General features: G+C 72.9%; 15 protein-coding genes. 7 read left to right on the forward strand and 8 right to left on the reverse strand.

Annotated features, from left to right (window positions below):
* Positions 1-146 precede the first annotated feature (146 nt).
* From AC6EXY_RS19785 to AC6EXY_RS19805, 5 genes are all read right to left on the reverse strand, one after another.
* Entirely contained in the window at positions 147-1,451 is a 1,305-nt protein-coding gene (locus AC6EXY_RS19785) for a DMT family transporter (protein WP_499817724.1), read from the reverse strand.
* 184 nt (positions 1,452-1,635) lie between these two features.
* The gene (locus AC6EXY_RS19790) at positions 1,636-2,883 is read right to left on the reverse strand and encodes an MGDG synthase family glycosyltransferase (protein WP_101836496.1); all 1,248 of its coding nucleotides are present in this window, start codon (positions 2,881-2,883) and stop codon (positions 1,636-1,638) included.
* Between the two features lie 3 nt (positions 2,884-2,886).
* A complete protein-coding gene (locus tag AC6EXY_RS19795; protein WP_101836497.1) occupies positions 2,887-3,864 on the reverse strand; it encodes an NAD-dependent epimerase/dehydratase family protein in 978 nt (325 codons plus the stop codon).
* A 2-nt stretch (positions 3,865-3,866) separates the two neighbouring features.
* Complete coding sequence (locus AC6EXY_RS19800; protein WP_101836498.1) at positions 3,867-4,997, reverse strand: DegT/DnrJ/EryC1/StrS family aminotransferase; 1,131 nt, start codon at positions 4,995-4,997, stop codon at positions 3,867-3,869.
* Positions 4,998-6,154: 1,157 nt separating this feature from the next.
* Entirely contained in the window at positions 6,155-6,976 is an 822-nt protein-coding gene (locus tag AC6EXY_RS19805) for a metallophosphoesterase (protein ID WP_499817723.1), read from the reverse strand.
* A gap of 260 nt (positions 6,977-7,236) precedes the next feature.
* Here AC6EXY_RS19805 and AC6EXY_RS19810 point away from each other — a divergent pair, with 260 nt between their 5' ends.
* From AC6EXY_RS19810 to AC6EXY_RS19830, 5 genes are all read left to right on the forward strand, one after another.
* Complete coding sequence (locus tag AC6EXY_RS19810; RefSeq protein ID WP_499817736.1) at positions 7,237-7,740, forward strand: MSMEG_0572/Sll0783 family nitrogen starvation response protein; 504 nt, start codon at positions 7,237-7,239, stop codon at positions 7,738-7,740.
* A gap of 298 nt (positions 7,741-8,038) precedes the next feature.
* The gene (locus AC6EXY_RS19815; RefSeq protein ID WP_101836501.1) at positions 8,039-8,923 is read left to right on the forward strand and encodes an alpha/beta fold hydrolase; all 885 of its coding nucleotides are present in this window, start codon (positions 8,039-8,041) and stop codon (positions 8,921-8,923) included.
* Positions 8,924-9,054: 131 nt separating this feature from the next.
* Positions 9,055-9,423, forward strand: coding sequence for a hypothetical protein (locus tag AC6EXY_RS19820; RefSeq protein ID WP_115538044.1), 369 nt, complete (start codon positions 9,055-9,057; stop codon positions 9,421-9,423).
* A 92-nt stretch (positions 9,424-9,515) separates the two neighbouring features.
* The gene (locus AC6EXY_RS19825; RefSeq protein WP_207770620.1) at positions 9,516-10,073 is read left to right on the forward strand and encodes a phage holin family protein; all 558 of its coding nucleotides are present in this window, start codon (positions 9,516-9,518) and stop codon (positions 10,071-10,073) included.
* A gap of 31 nt (positions 10,074-10,104) precedes the next feature.
* A complete protein-coding gene (locus AC6EXY_RS19830) occupies positions 10,105-10,647 on the forward strand; it encodes a DUF3618 domain-containing protein (RefSeq protein ID WP_101836502.1) in 543 nt (180 codons plus the stop codon).
* A 69-nt stretch (positions 10,648-10,716) separates the two neighbouring features.
* Here the strand turns inward: AC6EXY_RS19830 and AC6EXY_RS19835 are convergent, their stop codons facing one another.
* Complete coding sequence (locus AC6EXY_RS19835) at positions 10,717-12,138, reverse strand: DUF4407 domain-containing protein (RefSeq protein ID WP_423748182.1); 1,422 nt, start codon at positions 12,136-12,138, stop codon at positions 10,717-10,719.
* A gap of 139 nt (positions 12,139-12,277) precedes the next feature.
* On the opposite strand from AC6EXY_RS19835, the gene AC6EXY_RS19840 reads away from it, so the two are divergent.
* A complete protein-coding gene (locus tag AC6EXY_RS19840; RefSeq protein ID WP_101836503.1) occupies positions 12,278-12,721 on the forward strand; it encodes an SRPBCC family protein in 444 nt (147 codons plus the stop codon).
* Positions 12,722-12,811: 90 nt separating this feature from the next.
* Here the strand turns inward: AC6EXY_RS19840 and AC6EXY_RS19845 are convergent, their stop codons facing one another.
* Both AC6EXY_RS19845 and AC6EXY_RS19850 read right to left on the reverse strand, forming a co-directional pair.
* A complete protein-coding gene (locus AC6EXY_RS19845) occupies positions 12,812-13,603 on the reverse strand; it encodes a transglycosylase SLT domain-containing protein (protein ID WP_101836504.1) in 792 nt (263 codons plus the stop codon).
* Positions 13,600-14,565, reverse strand: coding sequence for a sensor histidine kinase (locus tag AC6EXY_RS19850; RefSeq protein WP_243408187.1), 966 nt, complete (start codon positions 14,563-14,565; stop codon positions 13,600-13,602). The genes AC6EXY_RS19845 and AC6EXY_RS19850 overlap by 4 nt, the downstream gene beginning before the upstream one ends.
* Positions 14,566-15,070: 505 nt before the next feature.
* Here AC6EXY_RS19850 and AC6EXY_RS19855 point away from each other — a divergent pair.
* Positions 15,071-17,616 (forward strand): Tex family protein (locus tag AC6EXY_RS19855; RefSeq protein WP_499842385.1); only part of this gene is annotated, 2,546 nt, incomplete at its 3' end.

A 17,616-nucleotide genomic window follows, 5' to 3' on the forward strand; every position in this document is an offset into this window, starting at 1 on the left:
CCGGGCGGCCGGCCACGACGACTATCTCACCGAAAGCACATGTCAAGTCACTATCAGTTCGAGATCTTGTCATCCCCGTAATCGGGAGTATGCCTTCGGCCGGGTTCGCCCCATTGGCGGATCGACCCGCCGTACGGTGCGTCGGCTCAGCCGAACTCGCGCAGCGCGGGGCTCTGTCCACCTTCACCACGCGACGGGTTCCACGCCTCGCCGGAGCCACGACGCGCCCAGTCCGGCGCCTCACTGGGAACAGGCCGCCCGCCCGGCCCGCCAGCACCATCCAGCGAGCCGGCACCGCTTCCGGCACCGTTCTCGGCAGCGGAGCCGTTCCCCACACCGGAGCCGTTCCCAGCGCCCAAGCCACTCCCGGAGCCGCTCCCGGCACCGGAGCCCTCCGAGAGACCCGAGCCGGCCGACGGACCGGCGGCGTCCATGGCGGCGGAGTCCATGGCGGCGGAGTCCATGGCGGCGGAGTCCATGGCGGCGGAGTCGTCCCCGCCGACACCGCCTGCCCTGGCCCGGGCGGACGGCGCCGACGCGGCGGCCTCCAGCTCGTCCACCGAGCGGTTGGCGGCCATCCGGTCCCGGCCGAGCGCGGCGATCCCGGCGGCGACCATCACCATCGCGATGACGAAGGCGAACCGCTGGCCGCCGTCCGGCGCCGGCTCGTCGAACAGGGTGAGTCCGAGCGTCACGGGCAGGAAGGCGGACACCCCGCTGGTGACCGGAAAGGCGATCACCGCGGCACGTCCCTGCAGCCCGCGCTGCTGCAGGCCGAGCGCCAGCACGGAGAAGAGCACCAGCACGTACGGGGTCGGCGTGGTGAGCAGGTCGACGAGGGTCGAGTGCCCCTCCCGCCGCTCGTTGACCGCCAGGCCGATCTGCCGGGTCGCCAGGGTGGCGATGGCGTAGCAGACGCCGGCCGACGCGCCGAACCCGAGCGCCGCCCCGGTCACCGCGTCCCGGCCCGCGGCGGCGTTGGCGACGAAGGCGCACAGCAGCGCGAACACCAGTCCGAGCACGAGGAACGCGAACAGGTCATTGTTGCTGGCCGCCGAGCCGACCTCGGCCCGCCCGGCGAAGGCGAAGGCGAGCAGCCCGACGCCGGCGACCATCGAGGCCACGCCCGACCACCCGAACCGGCTGATCCGCTCGCCGAGCACCCGCTGCGCCAGCAGGGTGAACACGATCATGTCCAGGGCCATCACCGGCGCGACCATCGCGACCGGCGCGACCGACAACGCGTAGACCTCCAGCAGGAACGAGGCCGCCTCGACACCCAGGCCGAGCAGCCACAGCGGCCGCATCACCAGGTGGGCCAGCAGCCCGAGCCCGAGCCCGGCGCTCTCCTCCTCACGACGCGCGGCCCGCGCCTGCACCAGCGGCGCCACTCCGTAGAGCCCCGCGGACACCATCGCGGTCGGCAGGCCGACCAGCAGTGCCCTGCTCACGTCGACCGCACTCGCGTCGTCTCGTTCATCCCAGCGTCGACCCACCCCTGCGCACGCGTCATCCGCCCCGTCCGAGGCCGGCGGCCGGGATCCCGGCCGGTGACAACGACACTAAAGCGAGTCAACACCGGCGGACGCGCGGAGCATCCCGGGCCAGGCGGGCAGCGCGCGGCGATGTCGTGGTTCACCAGTGGGCGCCGAACCCGATCTGCGCGAGCGCGGCGCCGAATGCCTGCTCCCAAGCCTGCGGCCCGATCGCCACCCGGTCCGACGGAGGCTTGACCCGGTCGAGGCAGGCCAGCGCCGAGCGGGTCAGCGACACGGGGTCGGTGTTGGTCACCTCGGCATGCCCGCGCTCGAGCTCCTTCTGCAGGTTGTCCCGCCCGTGACCGGGCACGACGTCGATGAGCAGCAGATCGCGGCCGATCACCCGGGCCTCGCTGCAGGTGTCCCCGGACGAGGTGACGACCAGGTCGCTGGCCGCCATCAGGGTCGGCACCCGGTCGGTGAACCCGAACGGGATCACCTTGTGCTGCCGCTCGGCCAGCGCGGTCAGCTTCGCGGCGAGCTGCCGGTTGCGCCCGGCGACGGCGAGCACGTAGATGCCGGCCGCCGCCATGGCCGCCGCGCCCTCGACCAGCGGCCCGAGCCCCCAGGAGCCGGACATGAGCAGCACGCACGGCGCGTCGGCGGGGATGCCGAGGGCGGCGCGCGCCTCCTCCTGGGTCGGCGGGTCGTAGAACGGCTCGCGCACTGGCGTCGGGACGACGGAGACGAGGGCGTTCGGCGCGAACCGCCGCACGTAGCGGGCGGCGGTCTGCGAGGTGACCAGGAAGAGGTCGGTGTTCTCGTGCACCCACAGCCGGTGCACGCAGCAGTCGGTGGAGAACACCGCCGTCACGAGGCCGGGGAACTCCGGCTTGACCCGGCTGGTCGCCGCGGCCCCGGTGGCGAAGATGGAGATGACGAGATCGGTCGGTGTGGCGGTGAGCTCCTCACGCAGCGCCGGCACGACGTACTTGCTCGACGTGCGCTCGATCATCCGGGCCAGCCGACCGCCGGTGCGCATCTGGGAGAAGTGCACCGCGTCGTACAGGCCGGGCACGGCGATCATCCCGCGGAAGACCTTCTCCCCGCGGGCGCCGTTGCGACCGCCGAGCATGCGCAGGCTGTCCGCCGTGCGGGCGGTGAACCCGCGCCGGCCGAGCGAGTCCGCGCACGCCTCGGCCATCACGTCGTGCCCCATGCCCAGCGAGCCGGACAGCAGCAGCGCCGACCCGCGCCGGGTCGAGGCCCGCGGCGGCGCGACGCCGCCGTCGGGCCCGCCTGCCACCACCGGTCCCCCTGCCTGTGCCGTCGTTCGGTTCCCGGCCTGGGCCGGGCCGCCGCCCTCGGATGGTTCGCTCACCGTCACACCGCCGATCTGCGCCATGAACTACTCCGACGACGCCGTGGTGACGTCGAGGTCGTCGGCGGGCTTGACGGCCTGCGCCGGAGGCCGCCGGTTCGCCAGGTACCAGTCGATGTACTGCCGGACCCCGTCGGAGAACGGGGTGGTGGGCCGCCAGCCGAGCAGGTCCAGCGCGCGGCGCGCCGAGACCTCCCGGCCCCGGAAGTCGCCCGGCCGGGCCGGCACGTGCTCGATCGCCGTCCCGGGGAAGTACCGGCAGACGGCCTGGGCCATCTCCAGCACGCTGACCGCCTCGGCCCCCTCCAGCGCGAGGGTGGTGTTCTCCGCCTCCGGCCGCAGGGCCAGCACGTGGGCGTCGGCGAGGTCGCGGACGAACACGTAGTTGCGGAACTGCTGGCCGTCGCCGGCGACCGTGAGCGACTCCCCGCCCAGCGCCTTGCGGACGAAGCGGGCCAGCACCAGCTCGTCGCGCATGCCCGGGCCGTACGGGATGCCGTAGCGCAGGATCGTGTACGGCAGGCCGTAGGTCTGCTGGTAGCTGTGCAGCAGCAGCTCGGCGGCGAGCTTCGTCGAGGTGTAGACGTGTCCGGCGCGGCCCAGGGTGATCTCGGCGTCCTCGGTGAGCGGCGTGGGGTCGGCCCGCTCGCCGACCGCGCCGTAGACCCAGACGGTGCTGGCGAACAGCACCCGGCCGACGCCGGCCTGCCGGGCCGCCTCGCAGACGTTGCCGGTGCCCTCGACGTTGAGGCGCACCGTGCGCGCCGGGTCGGCATAGGCGAAGTCCACGTTGGACATGCCCGCGATGTGGAAGACGGCCTGGACGCCCCGCAGCGCCGCGGTCAGCCCCGGCAGGTCGAGCACGTCGACGGCGAGGCTGGTCGCCCGCGGGTCGCTCGGCCGCGTGTCGACGTCGAGGGAGACGACCTCGTGGCCCGCGTCGAGGAGCCGGTCGACGACGTGACTGCCGATGAACCCGGATCCTCCGGTAACAGCGATCTTCATGCTCACCTGTCCAGGTCCAGGCTCGCCAGCGCGGCGGCGAAGGAGGTGGTCACGTGGTCGGCCTCGGCGTCGGTCATGTCGGAGTGCAGCGGCAGGCAGACGTGCCGGGCGCAGATGTCCTCCGCGACGGGCAGCGAGCGGCCCGCGTAGTCGCTGAAGACCGGCTGCTGGTGCAGCGGCGCCTCGTAGACCTCGCCGCTGAGGGAGACGCCATACCGCTCCTTGAGCTCCTTCTTCAGACGGGCCCGGTCGATGCCCGGGCGGGGCAGGACGATGTACTTGTAGTAGTTGCAGACGTCGCCCGCGGGCAGTCGCAGCCGGCTCACGCCGTCGAGAGCGTCGAGCGCGTCGTCGTAGCGGGCGGCGACCGCGGCGCGCCTCGCGAGAAACTCGTCCAGATGGCGCAGGTGCACCTTGCCCGTGACCGCGTGCATCTCGCTCAGGCGCCAGGCGTAGCCCTGGCGGATGTGGGTGTTGCCGAGGAAGCCCGCCTTGCCCTGGTCCCGGTAGACAAGCGCGGCCTCGTGGATGGCCTCGTCAGCGGTGACGATCATACCGCCTTCGCCACTTGTGATCAATTTCGTCGGGTAGAAGGAGAAGGAGCCCGCGATGCCGAACGAGCCGGCGGCCGTGCCGCCATGCCGGCAGCCATGGGCGTGGGCCGCGTCCTCGACCAGGGCGAGGCCCCGGTCCGTACACAGGCGCGCGAGTTCTCCGACGTCCGGGGGAATCAGGCCGCCGATATGGACGAGCACGACCGCCCGCGTGCGGGGGGTGAGGGCCGCCTCGACGGTGGCGGCCGACAACGCGAGGGTGTCCGGATTCACATCCGCGAACACCGGAGTGGCTCCGGCCCGCAGAACGGCGAACGCGGTCGCCGCGAATGTGTTGGTGGGAACGACGACATCCGCACCCTGAACGTCCAGACTGCGAAGAATGATCTCCAGGGCGGCCGTACCGCTGCTCACGGCGACCGCGAACGGTGCCGAGTGAGCCGCGGCGAATGCGGCCTCGAAATCCTTGGTGTGCGCGGCCAGGGTCATCGCACCGGTGGAAAGGATCTCGGTCGTGGCCGACGCGATCTCCGCGCGATCCTCCGGTGAGAAGACGATGCGCGCCGCGGGGACATGCACCTGTTCACCCCTACCTTCCGAGTTATCCGCGTGAGCGGGCACTGTGTCCGGGCCTCCGCCGCGCAACGGCGAGCCGACGCCTACCCCCCGGTCACCCACCACCGCGGCCCAGCCGCAATGTGGGATCACGGAAGTCCGCACCCCGCCCACGTCACGTCGCGGAACTCCTCGGTAGCCGCGATCCGCGCGACCCTCGACCCCGGATTTCGCCGGCATCCCGCCGGCGCCACCGCGCCCCCTCCAACTCGTCCGGATGTAACGACCGGCTTTGTCGGTACATGCCCAAAACAGGCTAGCGATCCCGGGCGGCAGCGCGGTCACGGCCCACAGCGGTTACCTACGAAACATCTCACATCTATCCGAAAGTAGCCGAGCCTGTCGCCAAAGCGACGCACAACGCTGCGGCCATGGGCCAGGACACCAAGGAACACGCACTCCGGAACGGACAGTGATCACGCAGCGGTCACGTCACCTTCCTGGAGCACTGGGAACAACCGCCCGGCGGCCGGCATGGTGACCTGGCACACTGCCACTCCCGACGCCGGGCGCGGCAGGTGCCGTTCGGCCTCGCCCGGCACGGTCAGGGCCGGGCGACCTGCATCGTCGCGCCTCGGGCACCCTGCGCGTCACCCCGTCACCCTCCGCGAGCACCGGGCGGCCGGCGGCCGGAACGCACCCGCTCGAGCGTCCGGGTCCGCGCTCGCGCACCTCCGCGGCGGGCGCGCCGACGGACGGCCGTGGGGCGATTCACGCCCGCACCGCAGTCTGATCACGGTGGCGGGAAGTGCGCGGACGCGGTGGTGGCGGACCGGACGGCCCCGGCCCGCACGGGGCGAGCCGCGCGCCCATGGCCACGCGACCATCGGCGGGGAATCACCCCCGCGGAGTGAGCGGCGCCACGGGCCCGGCAAGCGGCGGGACGATGCGGCGGCGGGCTTCGGGGCGTTGCGCGCGGCCCCGCGCATCACCTGCGGCAGAATGCGGACCGGAGAACTCTGAACACAGAAAGTCCCGATGAAGCCACATCACCTGGCGTACGGGGGGAACGCAGGTACGAGCTCCATCGGGACTGACTAAAGTCTACGACCCCCATCTGTCGGAGGCGACAGGACCAAGGTCCCCTCATTCGCCCCTTGCCATCTGGTGGCTGACCGTGCTTATCGGTGCTGCTTCGGCGGTCGAATGATCTCCATAAAAGAAATCTCGCCACTCTCCGTGTCGTAGAGCAACCAGTGCTGTGGCCGCCCCCGCGCCGGCCCCGTGTTGATCAGCAGTGTGCGGGCGACAGGAGGACCGGCGCTCGCGGGCAGCCGCAGCGGCTCGCCCCTCTCGATCGGAAGCACGCGCACGACCGGCTCGGCCGCCACCCCGGCGCCCGCCGCCGGCGCCTCGCCGGGCCAGCGGATCTCGAAGGCGGCCGCCTGGTGGGTGTGGCCGACGACCACCGCCGCGACCCTGGGGACGTCCGCGGCGACCGGCACCAGCAGTCCGCCGACGCGTCCGGGCCCGGCCCCGGACGCGAGCGCGGGCCCGGGCATCGCCGCGTCCCCCGCGAGCGTCCATCGGATCTGGTGACCGTGCAGTCCGACCAGATCCGCCAGCCGGATCCGCTCGGGGGCGGCCAGGATGGCCGCGAGCTCCGCCGGGACCTGCTCGGGTCGAAGCAGGTCCCGAATGCGCTGCTCCTGGTTGCCCAGGACCAGCCGGAGGCCGGCCAGACTCGACCACAGCTGCGGGTCGGGATCGACGACGGCCGGCAGCGGCCAGTGCCGCGACGGGTCGTGCAGGCGGCGCGGGACCTTCGCCTCCAGGTAGTCACCGAGGCAGACGACCTCGTCGACGCCGGCGCGGGCCGCGGCGGCCAGCACCCGACGCAGGGCCTTCGAGGCACCGTGCAGGTCGGCGATCAGGGCGTAGCGCACACTGCCAGCATCCCAGCGGGCGGTCGCGAACTCCCCTGGATCAGGGCCAAGGCGCACATTCAGTATCAGGAAACAGACAATTTATCCGGGTTTCTTGTTCCCTTGTCCGGCACGGACCAGGCCCCCGGCCCCGAGCGGCGGGACGCGCCCGGGATCGTTCCGTTCCGCGCGCACGGGAATGAGCGAGGTGCTTGACTGCATTCCGTGCTGAGCGGCGAAGATGGAGCATGTCCGTGGATCTGACCGAGGACGAGCGGCGGGGAGTCCGCCACGGTCAACCGCCGGTCGGCGGCGAGCCACTGACCGACGACGCACGGCTGGCCGACAACGAGCGGCGCAGCCTCGCGGAGGTTCCCCATCCGGCGCTGGCGCAGGGCACCAGCCTGTACGGCTCGACCAAGATCTTCCCCGACTACCAGGCCCTCGACGGCGAGTCCTGGCTGGCCCTCGTCCATGGCATCGCACACGAGTCGTCCGTCAGTTTCGTGGCGATCCTGCAGGCTACCCGGGCACTACGCAAGGGCTTCGAGACCGTGCTCTATTTCCACGGGCCGGGCGCGATGAACACGATGGCCACCCGGGGCTTTCCGCACACCGGCGAATCGGCGTTCCCGGGCGGGCAGAACATCAATAACCAGATAGAGACCTTCATCGGCGAGGGAGGGAAGGTGTACGTGTGCCGATTCGGATTGTCACTTCACGGCCTGCGCGAGGAGGATATAATTCTCGGGGTGATTCCCGCGCATCCGCTCGACTTGCAGGACTGCGTCACCCACTACTCCCGAAAGGGCGCGATCATCACGTCGACCTTCATGTTCTGACCCCGCCGGGCCCGTCCCGCCCGCGCCGGGGTCGCGGTCGCGAGCGTCGCGCCGCGGCCACCTGATCGTCCCCACCTGGGCCGTCCCGCTCGCGGTCGCGCCGGATCGCGGGGGCGCGACGTGGGCATCACGGAGGTGTGCGGGCTGGCCCGGCCGCGCCATCGTCCATCCGACAACCTGCCCTGGAACGACCGCAAGTGGGCATGGTCGGTGTTGTATCTGGGGGGGACATGTCGCGGGCCGACCCGGCCGGCGACCATATCGGCCCGTCCGACGAACCGAACGGCAGAGACCTGGGATGGAAGACGAAGCACCGGCCTGGTTCGAGGCCGCCATTGACAGTCGCCCGCAGCGGCACGAGACCGAGGTCGCGGGCGCCAGCATCAGCTACCGCTCCTGGGGGAAGGCGGGGCTGCCGGCGATCGTCCTGGTCCACGGCGGCGCCGCGCACGCGGGGTGGTGGGACCACATCGCCCCGATGATCCCGCGTGAGTACCGGGTCATCGCGGTGGACCTGTCCGGGCACGGTGACAGCGACCGCCGCGAGGACTACACGCTGAGCACCTGGGCGGCCGAGGTCATCGGGGTGATCGACGACGCCGGGGTCACCTCGCCGCCGATCGTCATCGGGCACAGCATGGGCGGCTGGGTGACGATCACGACGGCGGCGGAGTACCCGGATCGGGTCGCCGGCATCGTCGTCGTCGACTCCCCCGTGCAGGAGTTCACTCCCGAGGAGCGGGCCGCCCGCGAGCGGACCGCGTTCGGACCGCTGCGGGTCTACCCGACGGCGACGGACGCGCTCGCCCGGTTCCGCACCGTGCCCGAGCAGCCGAGCTCGTTGCCGTTCATCCTCGACCACATCGCCCGCGGCTCGATCGGCTCGGTGCAGGGCGGCTGGACCTGGAAGTTCGACCCGAAGGTCTTCGGCAACCGGACGCCGTCGCCCGAGGTGCTACGCAAGGTGCACTGCCGGGTGGCGCTGTTCCGGGCCGAGCACGGCCTGCTGACGCCGGACATCGGCGTGCAGATGTACAACCTGCTCGGCCGGGTCGCCCCCGTCATCGAGATTCCGCTGGCCGGCCACCACGTGATGCTCGACCGGCCGCTGCTGCTGGTGACGGGCATTCGCACCATCCTCGCCGACTGGGAGCACTCCTCCCCCCAGGAGCGCACCGACTGAGTCGCACCGAGAACCCTCCGGAGGAACACCGACTCGCCGTCACACCGGTGTGACGATCTCGGGCGCAGGTGGGTTGGCCAGGGCCGGACGGGTACATCTGCCGCCATGTCACGACGGCAGGGGAGATCGTCATGAATCCGTCCGCGCTCCTGGGCCATCGCCTCGTCGCTCGGCGCGGCGCCGCCGTCGAGCAGGAGGAGACCCGCGGGCCGGTGCGGCTGCGCGCCCTGGCGGTGGTCATGAGCCTCGGCGGCCTGCTCGTGGCGGTGCTGATCCTCGGCGGCATCACCGCCGGCGGCTCGCCGCTGACGCATCACGTGGCCAGCGGCCCCGGCAGGGTGCTCCTCACCGTGGCGCAGTGGCTGGTCCTGGCCATCCTGCTGCTGGTCGCGATCGCCACGCTCTACCGGTTCCGCGCCCGCGGGCGCGCCGACGAGCGGAGTGCCGCATCACGGATCAAAGCGGCACTTCGCCGCAGGCACCCCAACAGGCGTGATTAAGCGGCTCACGGGCGGGAACTCCGCTGACCACACGCTGTCCCACGGGAGCCGCCACGCGGACGCCCCGTCAGGAGAACCGCGAGGAGAACCCCATGACGAGCACCTACCACAAGGAAAACCGTACAGAACGGGCGATCTTGACAGAACCGTATCCGGACGATACCACAGCGTACCGGGGCGGGGCGGGCGTCGCCCCACCGGGCGAGTCGCCCCAGGTGCTGCGCGCGCCCGCCGGCGCCCCGGCGACGGGCGGCGGCGCGGCACGTCCCGAGGAGCGGGAATCAACCGGGCACCTGGTCGCCGAGGTCGTCACGGACATCTCCACGCTGTTCCGGCAGGAGGTCGCGCTCGCGAAGGCGGAGATCCGCGAGGAGGCGAAGAAGGCCGGCAAGGGCGCGGGCATGTTCGCGGGCGCCGGTGGGGCCGGCTACTTCGCGCTGCTGTTCGTGCTGCTCGCGGTCATGTTCGGACTGGGCGAGGTGATGGCGCTCGGCTGGGCCGCCCTCATCGTCGGCGTCGCGCTCGCCGTGGTGGCCGCCGTCCTGGCGCTGAGCGGCCGGGTGACCGTCCGCAAGGTTCACCCCGCCCCCACGCAGACCGTCGAGACGCTGCGCGAGGACGTCCAGTGGGCGCAGAGCCGGCGTCACTAGTGCCCAGACCGACAGAAAGGCCAGGTGGACAGTGACCAGCACCAGCCCCGACGAGATCCGGTCCGACATCGAGGCCACCCGTGCCCGGCTCGGCACCGACCTCGACGAGCTCTCCGACCGGGTCAGCCCGCACCGTGTCGCCGGGCGCACCGCGCAGGATCTGCGCCGGCGGGTGAGCTCGGCGACCGAGTCGGTGCGGCCGAAGGTGGCCGCGACGACCGGCAGCGCGACCGAGAAGGCCCGCCACACCGCCGACCAGGCGAAGTCGACTGTCCGCCGCCAGCTCGACGCGCACCCACAGGTGACGGCCACGGCGGCCCGGGCGCGCGACACCGCGGGCAGCGCGGCCGGCTCCGCCTCCCAGACCGTGCACCGGCAGCTGGAGGCGCATCCGCAGGTCGCCGCGAAGGTGCACCAGGCGCGGGACGGTGCCGCCGGCGCCGTCAGCGCCACTCGCCGCACGGCGTCGGACAACCCGCGCGCCGCCGGTCTGGCGGCCGCCGCCGCGGCACTGCTCGCCGTGCTGACGGCCCTGCTGCGACGTCGGCATCGAGCCGCGCGCCGCGCCGGCTGACCCGGCCCGAAGCGCCCGGGCGCGCGTGGGACAGACCCCGCGCGTCCGGGCGTAGTCGCGCCGGTCGGATCAGGAGCCGTCGCGTTCCGGGGAACGCATGACGTTGACATCGGCCGGCGGGACGGCGGCCGGCGGGACGGCGGCGGCGGGCCCGGCCGGACTGCCGGAGCGGGCCGGGTCGCCGGGCCCGGCCGGGTCGGGCACCCGGTAGCGGATGCGCAGGTCACGGACACGGCTGTCCCGGTCGACGCGGATCTGCTCGCGGGCCACCTCGGCGTCGGCGAGGTCGGCGTCGGCGCGCAGCGACGTGCCGAGCTCGTCGCGGCGGCGCACGTACGCGGCATACCGCTCGCCCACCCCGACGTCGGCGCCGTCGGCGAGGTCGGTGGCGAGCTCGCCGCGGCGACGCGCGAGCTGTCCGATCTGCCGGGCGTCGACCTCGTCGGCCTGTTCGCCGCGCCACTGGGCGAGCCGCTCGCCGCGGCGCAGGGCGGTGTGCTCCAGGGTCCGCTTGAAGGTGAGGGGGCCCAGGTCGATGCCGAGCAGCAGCAGGGTCAGCAGCAGGCGCCACAGCAGCACCGAGCGGTCGGCGGTGGTCAGCCGCCAGAACGCCTTCTCCCGGATCAGCAGGTCGTCGGCGGCGTCGACGGTGGCGACCTGCTGGTCGCGGAACCGTTCCCGGCGGTCGTCCCGGGACCGGTCGAAGGTGTCCAGACGGGTCTGGGCGACGTCGCGTTCGCGGGTCGCGGCGATGACCGCGGCCGTCGCCGCGCCGAGTTCACCGAGCTTGATCCGGTAGACCGGACCCCGACCGCCGAGGCAGCCGTCACCGCCGGTGAGCTGGCAGTTGACCTCGGCGGTCTTGGCGGTGACCAGGCCGTGGGCCACGCCGAGGGCGCGCTGGCGGGCTGCCAGGTCGGCACCGAGGGCGCGCTGCTCGCCGAGCTGGTTGGCATCCCAGTCCCCCATCACCCGACCGAGATCCTCCTGGCGGATCTGGGCGACGCGCGGCGCGATGGACGGGGCGAAGATCCGCAGCAGCAGCGACTCGCCGACCAGCAGGGCCGCGCAGACCGCGAGGAAGATCCGCACGGCGGTGGCGGCGCCGGATCGCCCCAGGCGAACCGTCCCGTCCGGGCCGGGGACGTAGGGGCGGGGCGACAGCAGTACCGACCGGTCGAGGAAGTAGATCACCGCGGCGTAGAACAGGCCGAAGGGGAGGGCCCCCAGCGTCGAGCGGCGCAGGCCCATCGCGGCGACCGTCGTTCCCGCGTAGACCGCGAGGCCGGCGGTGAGCATCATCAGCGCACCGGCGGTGACGAACTTCGGCCGGTCCTGGGGGCCGACCGCGCGCGGGTCCGCGCCGGCGAAGAAGACGGCGACGTTTCCGACGGCCCGCGAACGGCCTGGTCGCGCACGAGAAATCGGCCTGCCCCCGTTCAGCCCGGATGGCTGCGGCGCGCCTCGGGCCGCCGCCGACGTCCCCCGCAATGTAACTCTGAGTAATCGAGCTTCGCACCTCGGGCGGCCCCGGAGCGACCGGGGGCGGGAGCATGCGAGTCTGGCGGTGCGGACGGCGGGCGGTGCGGCCGCCCGCGGCGTGGTGGTGGCCGGAGGCAGGAGGACAGTGGTGGCACAGGTCAGGGTGGTGGTGCGGCGCGACGTCGCCGGCACGCCCGAGCAGATCCTCGGGCGGCTCGCCGACTACCAGGGTGTGCGTGCCCGGTCGTGGCCGGACAACGTGTCCGAGTACCGGGTGGTGGCCGGTGGGACCGGGGCGGGCAGCCGGATCGCCTACCGCCTGCAGGCCACCCGCAGCCGGGTCCGCGACATCGACGCGACGGTGTCCATCCCGGAGCCGAACACGCTGGTCGAGGCGGACCAGAACTCCTCGCTGCGGACGAGCTGGCTGGTCGCGCCCGGCCCCACGCCGGCGCGCAGCACGGTGACCGCGACCACCACCTGGAACGGCGCGGGCGGAGTCGGCGGCTTCTTCGAGCGCATCTTCGCGCCGATCGGCATCCGCCGGCTGCACACCGCCGTCATCGACCGGGTCGCCGCCGACGCCGGCTGAGCCGACCGGTCACCAGGCGTGCCGCGTCACCACTCGCGGCACGTCACCACACGGCACATCACCACACGGCACATCACCACACGCGGCGCGTCACCACACGCGGGCGAGCACGTTGCTGACATAGCCGTTCATCCGGTCGAGCTTCGGCCGATCGTCGGGGTTGGCTGCGGACAGCTGGCCCTGAGCCCACTGGGCGGCCCAGGTCGGCACGTTGTGCGCGGCGATGACGTAGAGCCAGTTGTGCCCCCACCGGTCGGAGTCGTACCGCTCGCGCATCATGCGGGCGGTGGAGTCCAGCGCCCAGAAGGGGTCGAGCGCGCGGGCAGTGGTGATGTCGGGCAGCGTGGTGTTCCACTGGCACAGCCCGTAGTCGGAGTTCGTCCAGTACCCGACCGCGCCGGGGTCCCAGTTGCTCTCGATGGTGGTGATGCCGCGCAGCAGCCCGCGGGGCACCGTGTACTTCAGCGCGTAGCGGTCGGCGATCGGCATGAACAGCGCGTAGGACGTCTGCTTGTTGACGAAGCCGGGCGGACTGTGCTCGGAGGCGGGCAGATACATGTCCCGGTTGATCGTCGGTTCGAGCTTCTCCTGGAAGGCGACGACGGCAGCCCTGGTCGCCGCGGTGAAGCGGCCGTCGGTCGGCACCGGCGTGCCCGGGCCGCCATGCCAGTTCAGCGCCCGGCTGATCGCGGTGACGGCGGAGCGGACGGCGAGGACGTCGCCGTCGGTGCTGCCGGCTGGCGGCGCCTCACCGGCGCCGATGCCGTAGCAGCGGCCAGGTCCGGCCGATCCGGGGCCGTCGCCGGCCGGCGCCAGCGTGCCGCCCCGCCCGTCCGCCGGCCACGAGCCGCGGCCCTCCCGGGTGCGCTCCCCCGAGGTCACCCACGTCCTCCCGCCATGTGCATGCGCACGACGGTGCCGGCGGCGGAGGAGCGGAGCTGGACGAGGTCGCAGAGCTGGTTGGCGAGCCACAGGCCGCGCCCGCCGCCGAGTTCGAGGTCCGGGCGCCGCCGGCCGGCGAGCCGGTCGGTCACCAGACCCGCGTCGGTCACCTCACAGACCAGGTCGCCGGCTGCCGACCAGAACCGCACGGTTCCCCGGCCACCGCCGTGGCGCACGCTGTTGGTGGCCACCTCGTGCACGGCGAGTTCGAGATCGTCGACGCGATCGGAGTCGAGGCCCTCGCCCCGCGCCGCGTGGGTGACCGCCGCCCGCACGAGCCCCAGGTCGGCGGGGCCGAACGCGAGCTCGGCCGCCGGCGGGCCCAGATCGGGCAGGCGCTCGGCGAACGGGTCCGCCCACGCCTGCTCGCCCCGCCACCGGGTGCTGGCCCGGGCGAACCCGCCGTCCACCACCACCGGATGGGTACGCCACACTCCCTCAGCCGTGTCCGGGTCGAGGGCCGGCGCCTCGTAGACGCAGCGCAGTCGCCAGCTCGGCGGCCCGACGAAGGCCTCGTTGAGCAGCGCCTCGTGCAGCAGGCATTCCCGCAGCTCCGGCGCGGAACGTTCGGGCCGGACCGGCTCCCCGACACCGCGCATCGACCGGCCACTGGTCAGACCGCGCTCGACGAACTCCCGCCAGGCCGGGAGGAGGCGGGCAGGATTGCGGCCGATCTCGTCCAGATCGAGGAATTCCACGCGTTTCACGGCCCGGCCGAGGGTGGCGCGCAGCTGCGCGGTCCGCTGCGGAGGCAGCACGACGAGCACGTCCTCGTCAGCCGCGAGACCAGCGAGGACAAAATCTCGGGTGGCGCTGAGGAATCCGACGTCACCGCGATACAGAAATGCCTCATGCCGAATACCGTCGGCACCGGCCGAAGCAAGCGCGGAACCCGTGGCCACAGCCAGTGGGCTCTCCCGTTTCACCACGTCACCCGGCGCCGCAATCTCGGATCCGGTTGCACCCGCGTGGTCCGGCCGCACACGGCTGGACCATCGCCAGAATAGGAGGAATAAGGCCGTCCCGCCCCCGCGGCTCCGCACCCCATGCACACGCGCACATCATAGGTCATGTGGAACCAATGGGATATGCCCAGCAACGCAATCGCACCGTACGGATCACATCGGATCACATCGGACTACCGATCGCGGTCCGGCCTGGCCCGAACGGGCCCCACGTCCTGGCCAGGCCCACACCGGGTGCCCGTCGCCCACCCCACCCGCGGGCGCGCGGCACGGATCGCACCCCCGCCCGGCCGGGAGGCAGGGAGTGATCACCCGTAGTCTCGCAGTTGGCGCGGATCCGGACGCCGCACACGTACGTCCGGACGCGTCCCGGACGGGCGACCGCCCAGAGCAAGCGACAGTGCACGGCAGGCGACGAAGACGAGAAGGCGGATCAAGGATTGTGACGACGACATCTGTCCCGCAGCAGTCCATCCATCAGCGGATCGCCGAGGAACTCCGCGTGCGCCCGGGGCAGGTGACGGCGGCGGTCGATCTGCTTGACGGGGGCGCCACCGTGCCCTTCATCGCCCGCTACCGCAAGGAGGTGACGGGCACCCTCGACGACACCCAGCTGCGCACCCTGGAGGAGCGCCTGCGCTACCTGCGGGAACTGGAGGAGCGGCGGGCGGCGGTGCTGGAGTCCATCCGCGCCCAGGGCAAGCTGGACGACGCGCTGGAGGCGCAGATCCTCGCGGCCGACTCGAAGGCCCGCTTGGAGGACATCTACCTCCCGTACAAGCCCAAGCGGCGAACGAAGGCGCAGATCGCCCGGGAGGCCGGGCTGGAGCCGCTGGCGGACGCGCTGCTCGGCGACCCCGGCCTCGACCCGCACTCCACCGCGGAGGGCTACGTCGACGCCGAGAAGGGCGTCGCGGACGCCGGCGCCGCGCTGGAGGGCGCCCGGGCGATCCTCGTCGAGCGCTTCGCCGAGGAGGCGGACCTCATCGGCGACCTGCGCGAGCGGATGTGGTCGCGCGGGGTGCTCGTCAGCCGGGTGCGGGAGGGGCGCGAGGAGGCGGGCGCGAAGTTCGCCGACTACTTCGACTTCGCCGAGCCTTTCACCTCGCTGCCCTCGCACCGCATCCTGGCGCTGTTCCGCGGCGAGAAGGAGGAGGCGCTCGACCTCACCCTCGAGCCGGACACCCCGCCGGACCCCGAGGCGCCCGCTCCCGCCGGCCCCACCGACTACGAGGCGCGCATCGCCGCGACCTTCGGCATCTCCGACGAGGGCCGCCCGGCGGACCGCTGGCTGGCCGAGACGGTCCGCTGGGCGTGGCGCACCCGCATCCAGGTGCACCTGGGGGTGGACCTGCGGATGCGGCTGTGGACGGCGGCCGAGGACACCGCGGTGCGGGTGTTCGCGGCGAACCTGCGCGACCTGCTGCTCGCCGCCCCGGCCGGCAGCCGGGCGACGATGGGCCTCGACCCCGGCTACCGCACGGGGGTGAAGGTCGCCGTCGTCGACCCGACCGGCAAGGTCGTCGCCACCGACACGATCTACCCACACGTACCCGCGCGGCGCTGGGACGACTCGATCGCCACCCTCGCGAAGCTCGCCGCCGAACACCGGGTGGACCTCGTCTCGATCGGCAACGGGACGGCGTCACGGGAGACCGACAAGCTCGCCGAGGACCTCATCCGCCGCCATCCCGAGCTGTCGCTGACCCGGGTGACCGTGTCGGAGGCCGGCGCCTCGGTGTACTCGGCGTCGGCGTACGCGGCGAGTGAGCTGCCGGGGATGGACGTCTCGCTGCGCGGCGCCGTGTCGATCGCCCGCCGGCTGCAGGACCCGCTCGCCGAGCTCGTCAAGATCGAGCCGCGGTCGATCGGCGTCGGCCAGTACCAGCACGACCTGTCCGAGACGCGGCTGTCGTCGTCGCTGGACGCGGTGGTCGAGGACTGTGTGAACGCCGTCGGGGTGGACGTGAACACGGCGTCCGCGCCCCTGCTGACCCGGGTGTCCGGGATCGGGGCGAGCCTCGCCGAGAACCTGGTGCGCCACCGCGACGCGAACGGCCCGTTCCGCAGCCGGGAGGCGCTGCGGGAGGTGCCGCGCCTCGGGCCGAAGGCGTTCGAGCAGTGCGCGGGCTTCCTGCGCATCCCCGGCGGGGACGACCCGCTGGACGCCTCCAGCGTGCACCCCGAGTCGTATCCGGTGGTCCGCCAGATCCTCGCGTCGACCGGCGGCGAGCTGACCTCGCTGATCGGCAACGGTGCGGTGCTGCGGGGCCTGAAGCCGACCGACTTCGTCGACGACACCGTCGGCCTGCCGACGGTCACCGACATCCTCGCCGAGCTCGAGAAGCCGGGGCGCGACCCGCGGCCGGCGTTTCGCACCGCGGCGTTCTCCGAGGGCATCGAGACGCTGGCCGACCTGGTCCCCGGGATGACGCTGGAGGGCTCGGTGACGAACGTGGCCGCCTTCGGCGCGTTCGTGGACGTCGGCGTGCACCAGGACGGGCTCGTGCACGTCTCGGCGATGTCGAAGAACTTCGTCAACGACCCGCGGGAGGTCGTCAAGCCCGGCGACATCGTGACGGTGAAGGTCCTCGACGTCGACATCCCGCGCAAGCGGATCTCGCTGACGCTGCGGCTGGACGACGAGGTCGGGCAGCCCGCGTCCGGCGGCCGGGGTGCGGGCGGCGGGCGGCGGGCCAGTGGTGGCGACGGCGGCGGTGAGCGGCGCGGCTCCGGCGGCTCCAGCGGCTCCGGGGGCTCCAGCGGCTCCGGGGGCTCCAGCGGCTCCGGGGGCTCCGGCGGCGGGGGCCGGGGGGGGGGGGGGGGGGGGGGGGGGGGGGGGGGGGGGCGCCCCCCCCCCCCCCGGTGTTACGCCCCGGCGGCGCCGGCGATGTCCTCCTGCAGGTTCGCGGGCAGGACGCCCGCGCTCCCGTCCAGGTCACCCGGCATGATGATCGAGGTCCTGGCGAGGTTGCCGCCGTCCGTCGC

The organism is Frankia sp. RB5 (assembly GCF_059816245.1).

Excerpts from the sequence above, each read along its gene's own strand:
- AC6EXY_RS19790 (WP_101836496.1), bottom strand. The coding sequence starts at position 2,883 with ATGGCGCAGATCGGCGGTGTGACGGTGAGCGAACCATCCGAGGGCGGC.
- AC6EXY_RS19815 (WP_101836501.1), top strand. The coding sequence starts at position 8,039 with ATGGAAGACGAAGCACCGGCCTGGTTCGAGGCCGCCATTGACAGTCGC.
- AC6EXY_RS19820 (WP_115538044.1), top strand. The coding sequence starts at position 9,055 with ATGAATCCGTCCGCGCTCCTGGGCCATCGCCTCGTCGCTCGGCGCGGC.
- AC6EXY_RS19825 (WP_207770620.1), top strand. The coding sequence starts at position 9,516 with ATGACGAGCACCTACCACAAGGAAAACCGTACAGAACGGGCGATCTTG.
- AC6EXY_RS19795 (WP_101836497.1), bottom strand. The coding sequence starts at position 3,864 with ATGAAGATCGCTGTTACCGGAGGATCCGGGTTCATCGGCAGTCACGTC.